This window comes from Variovorax sp. TLI9-5A (assembly GCF_056867935.1).
This window is the reverse complement of the sequence record NZ_CP200310.1, coordinates 3,477,370-3,491,114: the sequence shown is the minus strand read 5'-3', so window position 1 is coordinate 3,491,114 and position 13,745 is coordinate 3,477,370. Positions and strand designations below refer to the sequence as shown.

The 13,745-nt window shown below is 70.0% G+C and carries 15 protein-coding genes; 12 read left to right on the top strand and 3 right to left on the bottom strand.

Going from position 1 to position 13,745, the window contains the following annotated elements:
• The first annotated feature begins 5 nt into the window (after positions 1 to 5).
• Genes AC1VNX_RS16545 through AC1VNX_RS16515 form a run of 7 tightly spaced genes read left to right on the top strand, consistent with a single transcriptional unit; the run spans position 6 to position 7,083 of the window.
• The gene (locus AC1VNX_RS16545; RefSeq protein ID WP_483157667.1) at positions 6 to 959 is read left to right on the top strand and encodes a 5'-methylthioadenosine/S-adenosylhomocysteine nucleosidase; all 954 of its coding nucleotides are present in this window, start codon (positions 6 to 8) and stop codon (positions 957 to 959) included.
• A 44-nt stretch (positions 960 to 1,003) separates the two neighbouring features.
• Positions 1,004 to 1,699 carry an alpha/beta fold hydrolase gene (locus tag AC1VNX_RS16540; RefSeq protein WP_483157666.1) on the top strand — a complete coding sequence of 232 codons (696 nt, stop codon included), beginning with the start codon at positions 1,004 to 1,006 and terminating at the stop codon, positions 1,697 to 1,699.
• Positions 1,696 to 3,300 carry an ABC transporter ATP-binding protein gene (locus AC1VNX_RS16535; RefSeq protein WP_483157665.1) on the top strand — a complete coding sequence of 535 codons (1,605 nt, stop codon included), beginning with the start codon at positions 1,696 to 1,698 and terminating at the stop codon, positions 3,298 to 3,300. The genes AC1VNX_RS16540 and AC1VNX_RS16535 overlap by 4 nt, the downstream gene beginning before the upstream one ends.
• Positions 3,300 to 4,364: an ABC transporter permease gene (locus tag AC1VNX_RS16530; RefSeq protein WP_483161965.1), complete on the top strand. Its 1,065-nt coding sequence runs from the start codon at positions 3,300 to 3,302 to the stop codon at positions 4,362 to 4,364. The genes AC1VNX_RS16535 and AC1VNX_RS16530 overlap by 1 nt, the downstream gene beginning before the upstream one ends.
• Positions 4,361 to 5,284, top strand: a complete 924-nt coding sequence (locus AC1VNX_RS16525) for an ABC transporter permease (RefSeq protein WP_483157664.1) — start codon at positions 4,361 to 4,363, stop codon at positions 5,282 to 5,284. Before AC1VNX_RS16530 ends, AC1VNX_RS16525 begins: the two co-directional genes overlap by 4 nt.
• Positions 5,284 to 5,751: a hypothetical protein gene (locus AC1VNX_RS16520; protein ID WP_483157663.1), complete on the top strand. Its 468-nt coding sequence runs from the start codon at positions 5,284 to 5,286 to the stop codon at positions 5,749 to 5,751. The genes AC1VNX_RS16525 and AC1VNX_RS16520 overlap by 1 nt, the downstream gene beginning before the upstream one ends.
• A gap of 45 nt (positions 5,752 to 5,796) precedes the next feature.
• Positions 5,797 to 7,083 (top strand): amidohydrolase family protein, encoded by a 1,287-nt coding sequence (locus tag AC1VNX_RS16515; RefSeq protein ID WP_483157662.1) that lies wholly within the window; start codon positions 5,797 to 5,799, stop codon positions 7,081 to 7,083.
• A gap of 9 nt (positions 7,084 to 7,092) precedes the next feature.
• Here AC1VNX_RS16515 and AC1VNX_RS16510 read toward each other — a convergent pair whose 3' ends face one another.
• Positions 7,093 to 8,430: an ATP-binding protein gene (locus AC1VNX_RS16510; RefSeq protein WP_483157661.1), complete on the bottom strand. Its 1,338-nt coding sequence runs from the start codon at positions 8,428 to 8,430 to the stop codon at positions 7,093 to 7,095.
• 10 nt (positions 8,431 to 8,440) lie between these two features.
• Positions 8,441 to 9,163: an osmolarity response regulator transcription factor OmpR gene (gene ompR, locus AC1VNX_RS16505; RefSeq protein ID WP_301511472.1), complete on the bottom strand. Its 723-nt coding sequence runs from the start codon at positions 9,161 to 9,163 to the stop codon at positions 8,441 to 8,443.
• A 193-nt stretch (positions 9,164 to 9,356) separates the two neighbouring features.
• On the opposite strand from ompR, the gene AC1VNX_RS16500 reads away from it, so the two are divergent.
• From AC1VNX_RS16500 to AC1VNX_RS16485, 4 genes are read left to right on the top strand one after another with little or no spacing between them, the layout of a single operon-like run.
• Entirely contained in the window at positions 9,357 to 9,800 is a 444-nt protein-coding gene (locus AC1VNX_RS16500; RefSeq protein WP_126020282.1) for a hypothetical protein, read from the top strand.
• A gap of 18 nt (positions 9,801 to 9,818) precedes the next feature.
• The gene (locus tag AC1VNX_RS16495; protein WP_483157660.1) at positions 9,819 to 10,109 is read left to right on the top strand and encodes an EF-hand domain-containing protein; all 291 of its coding nucleotides are present in this window, start codon (positions 9,819 to 9,821) and stop codon (positions 10,107 to 10,109) included.
• A gap of 4 nt (positions 10,110 to 10,113) precedes the next feature.
• Positions 10,114 to 10,974, top strand: coding sequence for a sterol desaturase family protein (locus AC1VNX_RS16490; RefSeq protein WP_483157659.1), 861 nt, complete (start codon positions 10,114 to 10,116; stop codon positions 10,972 to 10,974).
• Entirely contained in the window at positions 10,971 to 11,849 is an 879-nt protein-coding gene (locus tag AC1VNX_RS16485; protein WP_483157658.1) for an alpha/beta hydrolase, read from the top strand. The genes AC1VNX_RS16490 and AC1VNX_RS16485 overlap by 4 nt, the downstream gene beginning before the upstream one ends.
• Here AC1VNX_RS16485 and AC1VNX_RS16480 read toward each other — a convergent pair.
• Entirely contained in the window at positions 11,846 to 12,688 is an 843-nt protein-coding gene (locus AC1VNX_RS16480) for an NAD-dependent protein deacetylase (protein ID WP_483157657.1), read from the bottom strand. The two genes, AC1VNX_RS16485 and AC1VNX_RS16480, sit on opposite strands and share 4 nt — an antisense overlap.
• 69 nt (positions 12,689 to 12,757) lie before the next feature.
• Here AC1VNX_RS16480 and AC1VNX_RS16475 point away from each other — a divergent pair, with 69 nt between their 5' ends.
• The gene (locus tag AC1VNX_RS16475) at positions 12,758 to 13,735 is read left to right on the top strand and encodes a Bug family tripartite tricarboxylate transporter substrate binding protein (protein WP_483157656.1); all 978 of its coding nucleotides are present in this window, start codon (positions 12,758 to 12,760) and stop codon (positions 13,733 to 13,735) included.
• Positions 13,736 to 13,745: the final 10 nt, after the last annotated feature.

Below are 13,745 nucleotides of genomic sequence, written 5' to 3'. Positions count from 1 at the left end.
AGCCGATGAGGACGACGATCCGCTGGCGTTCCCTTCTCGCAGCCGGCGCGCTGGCCTTCGGCCTGAGCGGCTGCGTGGGTGTCTACAAGGGCGGCGCCGTCGCCATCAACAGCAGCACGCGCCTGGACGACACGCCGCGCATCGCGGTGCTGTCGGCCTTCGAGCCCGAGCTGAAGCTGCTGCTCACGCGGCTGCAGGGGCCGGTGAAGCACAGCGTGAACGGGGTGGAGTTCACCACCGGCACGCTCGAAGGCAAGCCGGTCGTGCTGTTCCTCTCGGGCATCAGCATGACCAACGCGACGATGAACACGCAGCTGGTGCTCAACCGCTTCCGCGTGACGAACATCGTGTTCAGCGGCATCGCGGGCGGCGTGAACCCGTCGCTGCACGTGGGCGACGTCACCGTGCCGGCGCAATGGGGCCAGTACCTCGAAGTGCTGATGGCGCGCGAGACCGCGCCCGGCAAGTACAGCGCACCGCCCTTCATCACCGACGCCACGCTGCCCAACTTCGGCATGATGTTCCCGCGTCCGGTCGAGGTGCGCTCGGCGGCCAACCCGCAGATCGTGCGCAAGTTCTGGTTCGAGGCCGACCCGAAGATGCTCGAGGTGGCACGCAGCATCCGCAACGTCGACCTCGCCAACTGCAGCGCCGGCAAGTGCCTGCCGCGCAAGCCGCAGCTGGTGGTGGGCGGCAACGGCGTCTCGGGCCAGGCCTTCATGGACAACAAGGCCTACCGCGAATACACCTACAAGACCTTCCAGGCCAACGTGCTCGACATGGAGACCGCGGCCGTGGGCATGGTCGCCTACAGCAACGGCGTGCCTTTCATCGCCTTCCGCTCGCTCAGCGACCTCGCGGGCGGCGGCGACGGCGAGAACGAAATGGGCACCTTCATGGGCATCGCGGCGGACAACTCCGCCAAGGTCATGCTGGCCTTCCTGGCCGCCTGGAAGTGACGGCGGCGCCCGCTGGTTCCATCCGCCTTGTTCTGCTTCCTGGCATGGACGGCACCGGCGAGCTGTTCGAGCCCCTGGCCCAGGCCATGGGGCGGCGCGACACCATCGACGTGGTGCGCTACCCCGGCACCGAGCCACTGGGCTATGACGAACTCGAACGGCTGGTGCGCGTGCAACTCCCCGCCGGCCAACCCTTCGTGCTGCTGGGCGAATCCTTCTCCGGCCCGCTGGCGATCTCCATCGCGTCCGCCCCGCCGCCGGGGCTGCGCGGGTTGATCCTGTGCTGCAGCTTTGCCCGCAGCCCCAAGCCGGGGCTGGCGCTGCTGCGCGGCGGGCTGCTCGAGCTGTCGATGAAGTTCATGCACTCCGGCCTGATGCGCGGACCCATGCGCCGGATGCTGCTGGGCCGCTTTGCCACGCCGCGCCTTGCGGCCTCGCTGCAGGATTCGCTGCGGCAGGTGTCGACCGCCGTCATGACGCGCCGCATGAAAGAAGTGCAGCGCGTGAATGTCGTCGACAGGCTTTCGCAGGTGCGCGTGCCCGCGATGTACCTGCAGGCCATCGAGGACCGAATAGTTCCCGGCCAGGCAGCCCGTACCATCCAGCGCGCGCTGCCGGGCCTTCGCATCGTCCGGCTGGAAGGTCCGCACGGCCTGCTGCAGGCCGCGCCCGTCGCTGCCGCCCAGGCCATCGAAGACTTTTGCCGCGGACTCGGAAGCCCCGAGCCCGCCACCCCATGAACCCTCTTGTGCTCCGGCTCACCGGCATCACCAAGCGCTTCGGCCCGCTGGTGGCCAACGACGCCATTTCCCTCGACCTGCAGGCCGGCGAAGTGCTCGCGCTGCTTGGCGAGAACGGTGCGGGCAAGTCGACGCTGATGTCGATCCTGTTCGGCCACTATGTCGCCGACGAGGGCGGTATCGAAGTCTTCGGCTCGCCGCTGCCGCCGGGCAACCCCAAGGCGGCGCTCGCGGCGGGCGTTGGCATGGTGCACCAGCACTTCACGCTGGCCGACAACCTGAGCGTGCTCGACAACGTGCTGATGGGCACCGAGCCGTTGTGGCGCCCGGTGTCGCGCCGCTCGGCCGCACGCGAGCGGCTGCTCGACGTGGCAAGGCGCTTCGGCCTGCCGGTGCAGCCTGACGCGCTGGTGGGCAGCCTCTCGGTGGGCGAGCGCCAGCGCGTGGAAATCCTGAAGGCGCTGTACCGCGGCGCGCGCATCCTGATCCTCGACGAGCCCACCGCCGTGCTCACGCCGCAGGAGAGCGAGGCACTGTTCGCCACGCTCGCGCAGATGGTGGCGCAGGGGCTGTCGGTGATCTTCATCAGCCACAAGCTCGACGAGGTGCTGCGCGTGTCGCACCGCATCGCAGTGCTGCGCGGCGGAAAGCTGGTGGCCGAAGCACGCACGGCCGACACCACGCAGGCGCAGCTCGCGCTGTGGATGGTCGGGCATGCGGTCGAGCCGCCGCATCGCCGGCCCGCCCAATCGGTGGGCGATGCAGTCTGCGTGCTCGACCACGTGAGCACGGCGGCCTCCGCCAAGGGCGACGGGCGCGACCGGCTGCGCGAGGTGTCGCTGACGCTGCGCGCGGGCGAGATCACCGCCATCGCCGGTGTTTCCGGCAACGGACAGGTCGCGCTCGCCGAGCTGCTGTGCGGCACGCGCCGCGCCGCATCGGGCACCGCGCAGCTGATGGGCCGCGCGCTGCCGCCCTCGCCTGCCCGGCTGGTGCAGCGCGGCGTCGCGCGCATTCCCGAAGACCGGCATGCGGTCGGCGTGGTCGGCGACCTGCCGGTGTGGGAGAACGCGGTGTCGGAGCGGCTGCGCAGCCCTGTGTTCTCGCGCTGGTCATGGCTCGTGAAGCGCGCCGCCGCACGTCTGCATGCGCGGCGCATCGAAAAGGCCTTCGACGTGCGCGGTGCCGGCCTGATGGCGCCGGCTCGCTCGCTCTCGGGCGGGAACATGCAGAAGCTGATTCTTGGACGTGCCCTGCTCGCGCCCGAACAACCCGAGCCGGACTCCAGCCAGGACAAGGCCGACAGGAAGCACCCGAACCGCGCACCGCGCCTTATCGTCGCCCACCAGCCCACCTGGGGCCTGGACATCGGCGCCGTCGCCTACGTGCAGCAGCAGCTGATCGCCGCGCGCGATGCCGGCGCGGCGGTGCTGGTGATTTCCGACGACCTCGACGAAGTGCTCGCGCTGGGCGACCGCGTGGCCGTGATGCACGGCGGCCGGCTGGGCGAAGCGCGCCCGGCCTCTGCATGGACGCGCGAGGCCATCGGGCTGGCCATGGCCGGCGCGGCAGCGACTCCCGCGAAGGGAGCCTCGTCATGATGCGGCTCGAACGACGCCATGAAACCTCGCGCACGGCGCTGGTGCTCGCGCCTATCGGCGCGATCGTCTTCACGATGGCGATCAGCGCGCTGCTCGTGCTGTGGGCCGGTGCGCCGGTCGGCCGCACCTACGCGCTTCTGCTTCAGGGCGGCTTCGGCTCGGTGTTCGCCTGGAGCGAGACGCTGACGCGCGCCATTCCACTGATCCTCACCGGGCTGGCGGCCACGGTCGCCTTCAAGGCGCGGCTCTTCAACATCGGCGCCGAGGGGCAACTCTATGCCGGCGCACTGGCCGCCGTCGCCGTGGGCGGCATGCATGGCGGCACCGGCTTCGAACTGTCGCCGTGGCTGCTGTTTCCCTTGATGATGCTGGCCGCCGCCATCGCGGGGGCGCTGATGCTGCTGGGCCCGGCGCTCATGAAGAACCGGCTCGGCGTGGACGAGGTCGTGACCACGCTGTTGATCAACTTCATCGTGCTGCTGGGCGTGTCGGCGCTGCTCGACGGGCCCATGAAAGACCCGAGCGCCATGGGCTGGCCGCAGAGCGTGTCGCTGCAGTCCGACCTGGAGCTGGGCAAGCTCGTCGCGCAGACGCGGGTGCACACCGGCCTGTTGTGGGCCGTGTCGCTCGCGGTGATGGTGTGGGCGATCTTCAAGTACACGGTGCTGGGCTTCGACATCCGCGCCGTGGGTGCGAACGCGCGCGCCGCAGCCTTCGCGGGCGTGCCGGTGACGCGCACGGTGGTGATGGTGGCGCTGCTCTCGGGCGCGCTTGCCGGGCTGGCGGGAGCCATAGAGGTGGCGGGCCGCACGAGCTACGTGACGCTCGACATGTCGCCGGGCTACGGCTACACCGGCATCGTGATCGCGATGCTGGCGGGGCTGCATCCGCTGGGCGTGATCGCCGCCGCCGTGTTCGTGGCGGGCGTGCTGGTCGGCGCCGACACCATGAGCCGCGCGGTGGGCGTGCCGACCTACATCGCCGACGTGATCGTCGCGGCCTCGCTGATCGCGGTGCTGGTGGCGACGCTGCTCACGCAGTACCGGGTGAGGATGACGAAATGAGCGACCTCCTCGACATTCTTTCCAACGCCGCCTTCTGGGTCGCGGTGCTGCGCATCGCCACGCCGCTCATCCTCGGCACGCTCGGCGTGCTGCTGTGCGAGCGCGCGGGGGTGCTCAACCTCGGCATCGAGGGGATCATGGTCGCGGGCGCCTTCACCGGATGGCTCGCGGTGTATGCGGGCGCGCCGCTGTGGGTGGGCGTCGGCGTGGCCGCGCTCGCGGGCATGGTGTTCGGGCTGCTGCATGCCTTCCTGACTGTCGGGCTGGCGCTCTCGCAGCACGTCTCGGGGCTGGGCATCACGCTGCTGGCGACCGCGCTGAGCTACTTCGGCTACCGAGTGAGCTTTCCCAAGGTGAACACGCCGCCGACCATCACGCCCTTCGCGCCGATGGACTGGCTGCCCATCCCGATCCTCAACGCGCAGACAGCGCTCACCCTGTTCGCGCTGCTGCTGGTGCCGGTGGTGGGCTGGGTGCTGTACCGCACGCCGCTGGGCCTCGCGCTGCGCATGGCCGGCGAGAACCCGCAGGCGGCGGAAAGCCAGGGCGTGACGGTCGCGGCCACGCGCACCGGCGCCATCGTCGCGGGCTCGGCGCTGATGGGCATGGCGGGCTCCTTCCTCACGCTGTCGGCCTTCAACGCCTTCTTCTTCAACATGGTGAACGGGCGCGGCTGGATCTGCGTGGCGCTGGTGGTGTTCGCCTCGTGGCGGCCGGGCAAGGCCCTGCTGGGCGCGCTGCTGTTCGCCTTCTTCGATGCACTCCAGCTGCGGCTGCAACAATCCGGCGACGCCGTGCTGCCGTATCAGCTTTACCTGATGCTGCCCTACCTGCTGTCGATCCTGGCGCTGGTGCTGGTGGCACGCAAGGCAAGCTACCCGCAGGCGCTGATGAAACCGTACCGCAAGGGGGAACGCTGATGACCACCAGGACCGCCACCGTCGCTCGAGGCGCCCTGCTCGCGGCGCTGCTGGCGCTGGGCGGCACGAACGCCGCGCGCGCACTGGGCATGAACTACGGCTACGAGGCCTTCAGCACGGCCGACGCCGTGACCTGGGTGCAGATGTGCGGCACCTGGGGCAAGGACCACCAGGGCACCTACCGGGTGGTGCACGCCGAGCAGTACGCCCAGTCCTTCCTCTACGTGCAATGGATGACGCGCGACGCCAACGGCGGCCTGCGCGCCGAGCACACGGTGGCAATTGCAGAACTCGACAACGACCACGCGGAAATCTCGCTGTCCGACCTCACCTGCCGCGCCACGCCACGCGGCATCGTGGTGACAGCCAAGGCCGATTCGGGGCACGACGAGAAGCTGCGCCGCGTGACCATCGAGGTCGGGCCGGCGCCGGGGCAATACCGGTACCGGGCGCAGAACACGCGCTGAAGCCCTCGCGCCCGATCGACAACAGAACACGCAAAGGCCGCCACGATGCTCGACCTCCTCATCACCAACGCCACCCTCCCCGACGGCCGCACCGGCATGTCGGTCGCCGTGCAGGACGGGTGCATCGCCGAAGTCACGCCCGGCCTCGATGCGCCGGCGCACGAAAAGCTCGACGCGCAAGGCCTGCTGCTCGCGCCCCACTTCGTCGATCCGCATTTCCACATGGACGCCACGCTGAGCTACGGCCTGCCGCGCGTCAACCAGAGCGGCACGCTGCTCGAAGGCATCGCGCTGTGGGGCGAGCTGAAGCCGCTGCTGACGGCCGACGCGCTCATCGAGCGCGCGCTGGCGTACTGCGACTGGGCGGTGGCCAAGGGACTGCTGGCGGTGCGCTCGCATGTGGACACCAGCGACCCCAGCCTGCTGGCGGTCGATGCGCTGCTGGAGGTCAAGCGCAAGGTGGCGCCGTATCTCGACCTGCAGCTGGTCGCCTTTCCGCAGGACGGTGTGCTGCGCTCGCCCGGCGGCGTCGAAAACCTGGAGCGCGCGCTCGACAAGGGCGTGGACGTGGTCGGCGGCATTCCGCACTTCGAACGCACCATGGCGGACGGCGCGGCGAGCGTGAAGCTGCTGTGCGAGATCGCGGCCGACCGGGGCAAGCTGGTCGACATGCACTGCGACGAGTCGGACGACCCGCTCTCGCGCCACATCGAGACGCTGGCCTTCGAGACCCGGCGCCTGGCCCTGCAGGGCCGCGTGACGGGCTCGCACTGCACCTCGATGCACTCGATGGACAACTACTACGTGAGCAAGCTGCTGCCGCTGATCGCCGAAAGCGGCGTGTCGGTGGTGTCGAACCCGCTCATCAACATCACGCTGCAGGGCCGCCACGACACCTACCCCAAGCGCCGCGGCATGACGCGCGTGCCCGAACTCATGGCGGCCGGCGTGAACGTCGCCTTCGGCCACGACTGCGTGATGGACCCGTGGTACGGCATGGGCTCGGGCGACATGCTCGAAGTGGCGCACATGGGCCTGCATGTGGCGCAGATGACCAGCCAGGAAGGCATCCGCCAGTGCTTCGAGGCGGTGACGACCAACGCCGCGCGCGTGATGCACCTGGAGAACTACGGCCTCGAGGCCGGGTGCGACGCCAGCTTCGTGCTGCTGCAGGCGCGCGATGCGGTCGAAGCGATCCGCCTGCGCGCCGCGCGGCTCAAGGTCTTCCGCAAGGGTCGCCTGCTGGCCGAGACGCCGGCCGCCACGGCCAGCCTGCACCTTCCCGGCCGGAGTGACTCGACGAGCTGGATGGTGCCGAAGCGCCAGGGCTGAGTCCGAAGGCTACGTGCCGCCCGGCACGATCTGCATCGGCAAGCGCAGCCGTGCATGCAGGCCCGCACCGGGCGGCGTCTCGAGTTCGAGCCACCCGCCGTGTGCCTGCGCGACGCGCTGCACGATCGCCAGGCCGAGACCCGCGCCGGCCACGCCGCTGCGGTCAGCCTGACCGCGACGGAATGCCTGCCTGAGCTCGTCGACCTCGCGGGGATCGATGCCATCGCCACGGTCGATGACCTCGACGATCACCTCTTTTCCATCCACCCTGGTCGACAGCGTGACCGGCGGCCTGCCGTGCCGCCAGGCGTTCTCGATCAGGTTGCCGATGGCGCGCCGCATGGCTTGCGGGCGCAACGCGAGCGCGGGCACGCCGCCCAACTGCAGCGCCACCGGGCGGCCATGGTCGGCGCAGGCTGCCGCCAGCGAGCGTGCCATGTCGTCGAGCGACGTCGCTACCGGCCTCTCGTCCCCCTCGCTTCGCGCAAAGTCGAGAAACTGGCCCACGATGGCGTCCATTTCCTCCACGCTGCGCGTCATGCTGCTCACGAGTTCAGGCTCCATGCGCTCGCGCAGTATTTCCACTCCCAGGCGCAGCTTGGTGAGCGGTGTGCGAAGGTCGTGGGAGATGCCGGCCAGCATCAGGGCGCGCTCGCGTTCAGTCTGGCGCAGGCTGCTCACCAGTTGATTGAAGCTGCGGCTCACGGTCGCCACTTCGGTCGGGCCGTCTTCGGGCAGCGGCAGGGGCTCGCGGCCCCCAGCCAGCGTCTGCGCGGCCTGCACCACGCGCACCAGCGGCCTGTTGAGCCGGCGCTGGAACCACAGCGCTCCCGCCAGGGCGAGCAGCGCGCTGCCTATCGACACCGCCACCAGCGCCCCCGTGAACTCGCGCGCCGGCAGCACGCCCGGCATCACGATCCAGTGCTCGCTGCCGTCGAGCGTGAGCCTCAGGGCGAGGCCGCCGTCCTCCTCGCGGCGCCAGACGGCCTCGACACCGAGGCTGGCGATGCGCGCCGACACCGAGCGCACGAAGCTGCGCTCCAGCGGCGTGAGCATCGGGCGCAGGCCCTCACCCGCCTCGCTCGCCCGCCTTGCACGATCGGCCCGGCCAGCCAGCGCCTGGCGGTTGAAACCCTCGACGAAGGCCGGCCGCTGCGCGGGTGGCAGCGCCAGCAGGCCGGAGCGGATCGCGTCCACATTGCGCGCCACGCTTTCGGCGATCTGGTCCAGGCGGGGCTTGAGCACCATCTCGCGAAGCAGCAGCGCACCGCCGAGCTGGCCCAGCACGATCAGCAGGACGATCAGCAGCGCATTGCGTCCGAACAGGCTGCGGGGAAGGAACTTCATGGCGCGCCTCTCATGGCACGAACAGGTAGCCCACGCCCCAGACAGTGCGGATGTGGCGCGGCTGCGCGGAGTCGGCCTCGATCAGCTTGCGCAGCCGCATCACCTGCACGTCGATGCTGCGGTCGGTCGCTTCATGGTCACGGCCGTGGGCCAGCTCGATCAGGCGCTCGCGGCCCAGCGGCCGGTTGGCGTTGAGCGCCAGCGCCTGCAGCAGGGCGAATTCGCCGGTGGTCAGCGGAATGTTTTCCTTCATGCCGTCCGATTCGCGTTCGAGGCGCCGCTCTCCGAGGTGCAGCGTGAACATGCCGAAGCGCACGCTTTCCTGCGCGGGCACGGGCCCGGCGTGCGCGCCCAGCATGCGCTGGCGGCGCACCAGCGCCTGGATGCGCGCCAGAAGTTCGCGCGGGTTGAAAGGCTTGGGCAAGTAGTCGTCGGCGCCCATCTCGAGGCCGACGATGCGGTCGACCGGGTCGCCGCGCGCGGTGAGCATGAGGATGGGAATAGTCTCGCCCTGGGCGCGCAGCCGTCGGCACACGGCCAGGCCGTCCTCGCCCGGCATCATGACGTCGAGCACCAGCACGTCGAAACGCTCGCGCGCGAGCAGCTTGTCGAGCGGCTGTGCGCTCTCGACGGTGCGCACGGCATAGCCCTGGTCGCCCAGGTAGCGCTGCAGCAGCGCGCGCAGGTCGGCCTCGTCGTCGGCAATCAGGATACGGGCCAGCGCTTCGGTCATGCGGCGGATCGTAACGGCGGCCGCGCTGCCCGGTCGCGCGGGAAATCATGACAAACGATGACACGATCCGGAGAAGCGCTCACGGATTGTCATGAACGCACCTGCCCGCGCCATGGCTGGCTCACATCTCGCGGCCACAGTCGCCGCCATGGCCTCGCGAGGTGCGGGGCCGGTACTGCGAGGAGTTCCGAACATGAAGCGCGTTCTTTCCCTGTCCACCTCCGCCATGCTGGCCGGCGCGATGCTGGCGGCCAGCGCGGCCTCCGATGCCGGCGCGGCCAGCCGGCACGTGGTGCGGCCCAACTCTGCGGGCGGCACCACCGCCACGAACATGCGGGCGGTGCGCGGCCCCTACGGAGGCTACGCCGCGCGTGCGGGCACGACTTCCGTCAACCCCGACGGTTCGGCCAGCCACCGCAGCGGCTTCGCGGCGACCGGCGCACGCGGCAGCGTGACCAGCAGCGGCAGCGCGAGCCGCGACGCATCGGGCAACCTGACCCAGACCCGCAGCTCCACCGCCACGAGCGCCGTCACCGGCAACAGCGTGCAGAGCAGCACCAGCTACAGCAGCGGCAGCGGCCTGACGCACAGCGCCACCTGCTACAGCGCGGCCGGCGCGGTCATTCCCTGCCGTTGATGCCGGGGGAGAGAAACCATGAAGACCAGTCACGCCCTCCTGCTGGCGCTGGCAACGGCGTCCTTCGCCGCCTGCGCCCGGACGCCCGATGCAGGCCGCGCCGCGCAGATGCGCACCGAGCTGCACAAGCGCTTCGGCGCCGCGGACATCGACGTCGACGGCCGCCTCACCCGCGACGAAGCCCGTGGCAAGATGCCGTGGGTCTACCGCAACTTCGACGCCATCGACAGTGCCCGTGCGGGCAGCGTGACGATCCAGCAGATAGAGGCCTATGCCATGACCCAGCAACGCGGCACGCGGCAGAGATAGCACCATGTCCTTCGATGCGATCCGTGAATCCATGGGCCCCGGCGCCACGGCCTGGCTGACTGGCCTGCTTGTCTTCGTGCTGGCCGCGGCCACGCTGGAAGGCCTGGTACAGAGCTTCGTGCGGCGCCGGGCCTACGACTGGCGTGCCTACGGCGCCTCGCTGGCCGACGCGGTGGGCCGGCGCGCGGTCGACGCGCTGGGCCTGTCGATTGCCGCGCCGGTGCTGGCATGGGCGCATGCGAACCGGGTCGACACCATTTCGCTGTCGACGCCAGCGGCCTTTGCACTGCTCTTCGTGGGGCAGGAGTTCTGCTACTACTGGTACCACCGCGCGGCGCACCGGGTGCGCTGGTTCTGGGCCACGCACGCGGTCCACCACTCGCCCAACGAACTCACGCTGGCCGCCGCACTGCGCCTGGGCTGGACGGGCAAGCTCACCGGCACCGCCCTGTTCTTCGCGCCGCTCGTGTGGCTGGGGTTTCCGCCGCTGGCGGCGGTGGCCACGCTGGCCGCCAACCTGCTCTACCAGTTCTGGCTGCACGCGCCGTGGATGCCGCGCCTGGGGCCGCTCGAATGGGTGCTGAACACGCCGACGCACCACAAGGTGCATCACGCATCAAACCTGGAATACCTCGACCGCAACTACGGCGGCGTGCTGATCGTGTTCGACCGGATGTTCGGCACCTTCGCGCAGGAAAGAGACGGCGTGCAGCTGCGCTATGGCCTGACCACGCCGCTGCTCACCCACAACCCGCTGCGCATCGCATTCCACGAATGGGCGAACCTGGGCCGCGACCTGCGGCAAGCCAAGGGTTTGCGCGCGAAGATCTCGACCCTTTTCGGTCCACCGGGAGCTTTGTCATGACGCGTCTGCTGCAGATCTGCGCCGCCTGGCTGTGCCTTATGGCCTTCTTCCCCGCAACGGCGCAGCCGTCCGGTTCGCCGGCCGCGCCATCCGGCGTGCGCCGGCTCGCCAACCTCCCCTATGGCCCCGACGCACGGCAGCGGATGGACGTCTACCTGCCGCCGAAGGCACAGCAAGGCGCGCCAGTGCTCGTGATGGTCCACGGCGGCGCCTGGATGCTTGGCGACAAGGCCGCCGCATCGGTGGTCGACCGGAAGGTCGAGCACTGGGTGCGCGAGCAGGGCTTCATCCTGGTTTCGGTGGGCTATCGCTTCGTGCCGCAGGTCGATGTGATGCAGCAGGCGCAGGACGTGGCGCGTGCCGTCGCCACCGCGCAGGCGAACGCGCCGGCCTGGGGCGGTGACCCCGGCCGCATCGTGCTCATGGGCCATTCGGCCGGCGCACACCTCGTGGCGCTGCTCAGCGCATCGCCTTCCATCGCACGCCAGCAGGGCGCCCGCCCCTGGCTCGGCACGGTGGCACTCGACAGTGCGGCGCTCGACACGGCCGAGCTGATGCAGCGCCGTCACATGCCCTTCTACGACCGCGTGTTCGGCAGCGACCCCGCCTTCTGGCGCAGCGTGTCGCCCACCGACGCGCTCGCGCCCGGCGCGCCGCCGATGCTGCTGGTGTGCTCCACCCAGCGCCGCGACGGCTCTTGCACGCAGGCCCGGCAGTTCGCGGCACGCATCGGGGCAACGGGTGGACGAGCGGAGGTGGTTCCGGAAGATCTTTCTCACGCGCAGATCAACGACGAGCTGGGGCTGCCCGGCGCGTACACCTCGGCGGTGGATGCCTTCATCCGTTCCCTGATCGGGACGCCCAGCCGAAGCTAGGCAAGCTCCTGCGCAAGTGCCGTCAGCGCCTCGCCGACGGGTTGCTCGACCTTCAGCGACAGCAGCGCATCGGCCCGCGTGCGCCCCAGGTTCACCGCCGCCACCGGTTTGCCCGCCGCGGCTGCCGCCTGCACGAAGCGGAAGCCCGAATAGACCATCAGCGACGAACCGGCCACCAGCACCGCGTCGGCCTCTTCCAGCGCGGCGAAGGCGGCGGTGACGCGCTCCTTCGGCACGCTCTCGCCGAAGAACACCACGTCGGGCTTGAGCAGGCCGCCGCAATGCGGACAGGCGGGCACGTCGAAGGTGGAGAAATCGCGGCCTTCGAGGTCGGCGTCGCCGTCCGGCGCGGCACGGGCCTCCAGCTCGGCCCAGCGCGGGTTGCGCCGCCGCAGTTCGATCTGCAGCTCGGAGCGCGGCGTGCGCCGCTCGCAGCCCATGCAGCGCACTGTGTCGATGCGCCCGTGCAGGTCGATGGCGCCGCGGCTGCCGGCGGCCTCGTGCAGGCCGTCGACGTTCTGCGTGAGCAGCAGGCCGACGCGGCCCGCGTCACCCAGCTTCGCCAGCGCGCGGTGTGCGGCGCCGGGCCGCGCACCCGCCATCGTCGGCCAGCCGATCAGGCTGCGTGCCCAGTAGCGCTTGCGCGTGGATTCCTCGCCCATGAAGGCCTGGTAGGTGACGGGCGACGGGCGCTTCCATTCGCCGTCGACGTCGCGGTAGTCGGGAATGCCCGATTCGGTGCTGCAGCCCGCGCCGGTGAGCACGAAGAGCTTGCGGTGGCGCGTGGCGAAGTCGGCGAGCGCATCGTGCGCATCTTGCGCGGCTGGTGTGGCGAGCATCCGCCCAGCATAAGCCGGCGGCCCGATTCCTGCTAAAGGCCTCATTCTTGTCCGTCAGCGGAGAACGCCATGCCACACCTTCACTCCACGCGCCGCGGCGCATTGCAGATTCTTGCCGCGGGCGTCGCCTCGGCCGCCCTGCCCGCCTTCGCCCAATGGCCCGACAGGGCGATCAAGATCATCGTGACCTTTCCGCCGGGCGGCTCCAGCGACGTGCTGGCCCGCGTGATGGCCGAGCAGCTCGCGAAGAAGCTCGGGCAGCCCGTGGTGGTAGACAACAAGCCCGGTGCCGGCGGCACCATCGGCGGCGCGCAGGTGGCGGCGTCGCCGGCCGACGGCTACATGCTGATGCTGTCGAACACCACGCCGGTGGCGCTCGGCCCTTTCACGCTCGACAAGCAGCCCTACGACCCGGTGACGGGCTTCACCCACGTCGCCTACCTGGGCGCCGCGCCGCTGGTGATCATGGCGAGCAAACAGTCGGGCCTGAAGAGCTATGCCGACCTGGAAGCGATGGCACGCAAGGAGGGCCACCTGGACTTCGGCTCGGGCGGCCCGGGCTCCATCGGCCACATCCACGGCGAGCTGCTGAAGAAGATCACCGGGCTCAACATGGTGCACGTGCCCTACCGCGGCGGCGCACCGATGAGCACCGACCTGATCGCCAACACCATTCCGGTGGGCATCGACGTCATCACCTCGTATGTGCCCTTCTTCAAGAGCGGCCAGCTGGTGCCGCTCGCGGTGACTGGCGCGCAGCGCTCGCCGCTGATGCCCGATGTGCCGACGATGGTCGAGCTGCATCAGCCGAAGCTGGTGCTCGAGAACTTCTTCGGTCTTTCGGGCCCCGCCAGATTGCCGGCGGACGTTGTAGCCCGGCTCAACACCGCCTGCAACGAGGTGCTGGTCATGCCCGAGATCCAGAAGAAGCTGACCGAGCTGGGCATCGTCGCCAAGCCGGAATCGGTGGCCGCGTTCAACGGCTTCGTCAAGGAGCAGGTCGATGTGCTGGGGCCGACGGTCAAGGCCGCCGGCATCAAGCTCTAGGGCGACGGGC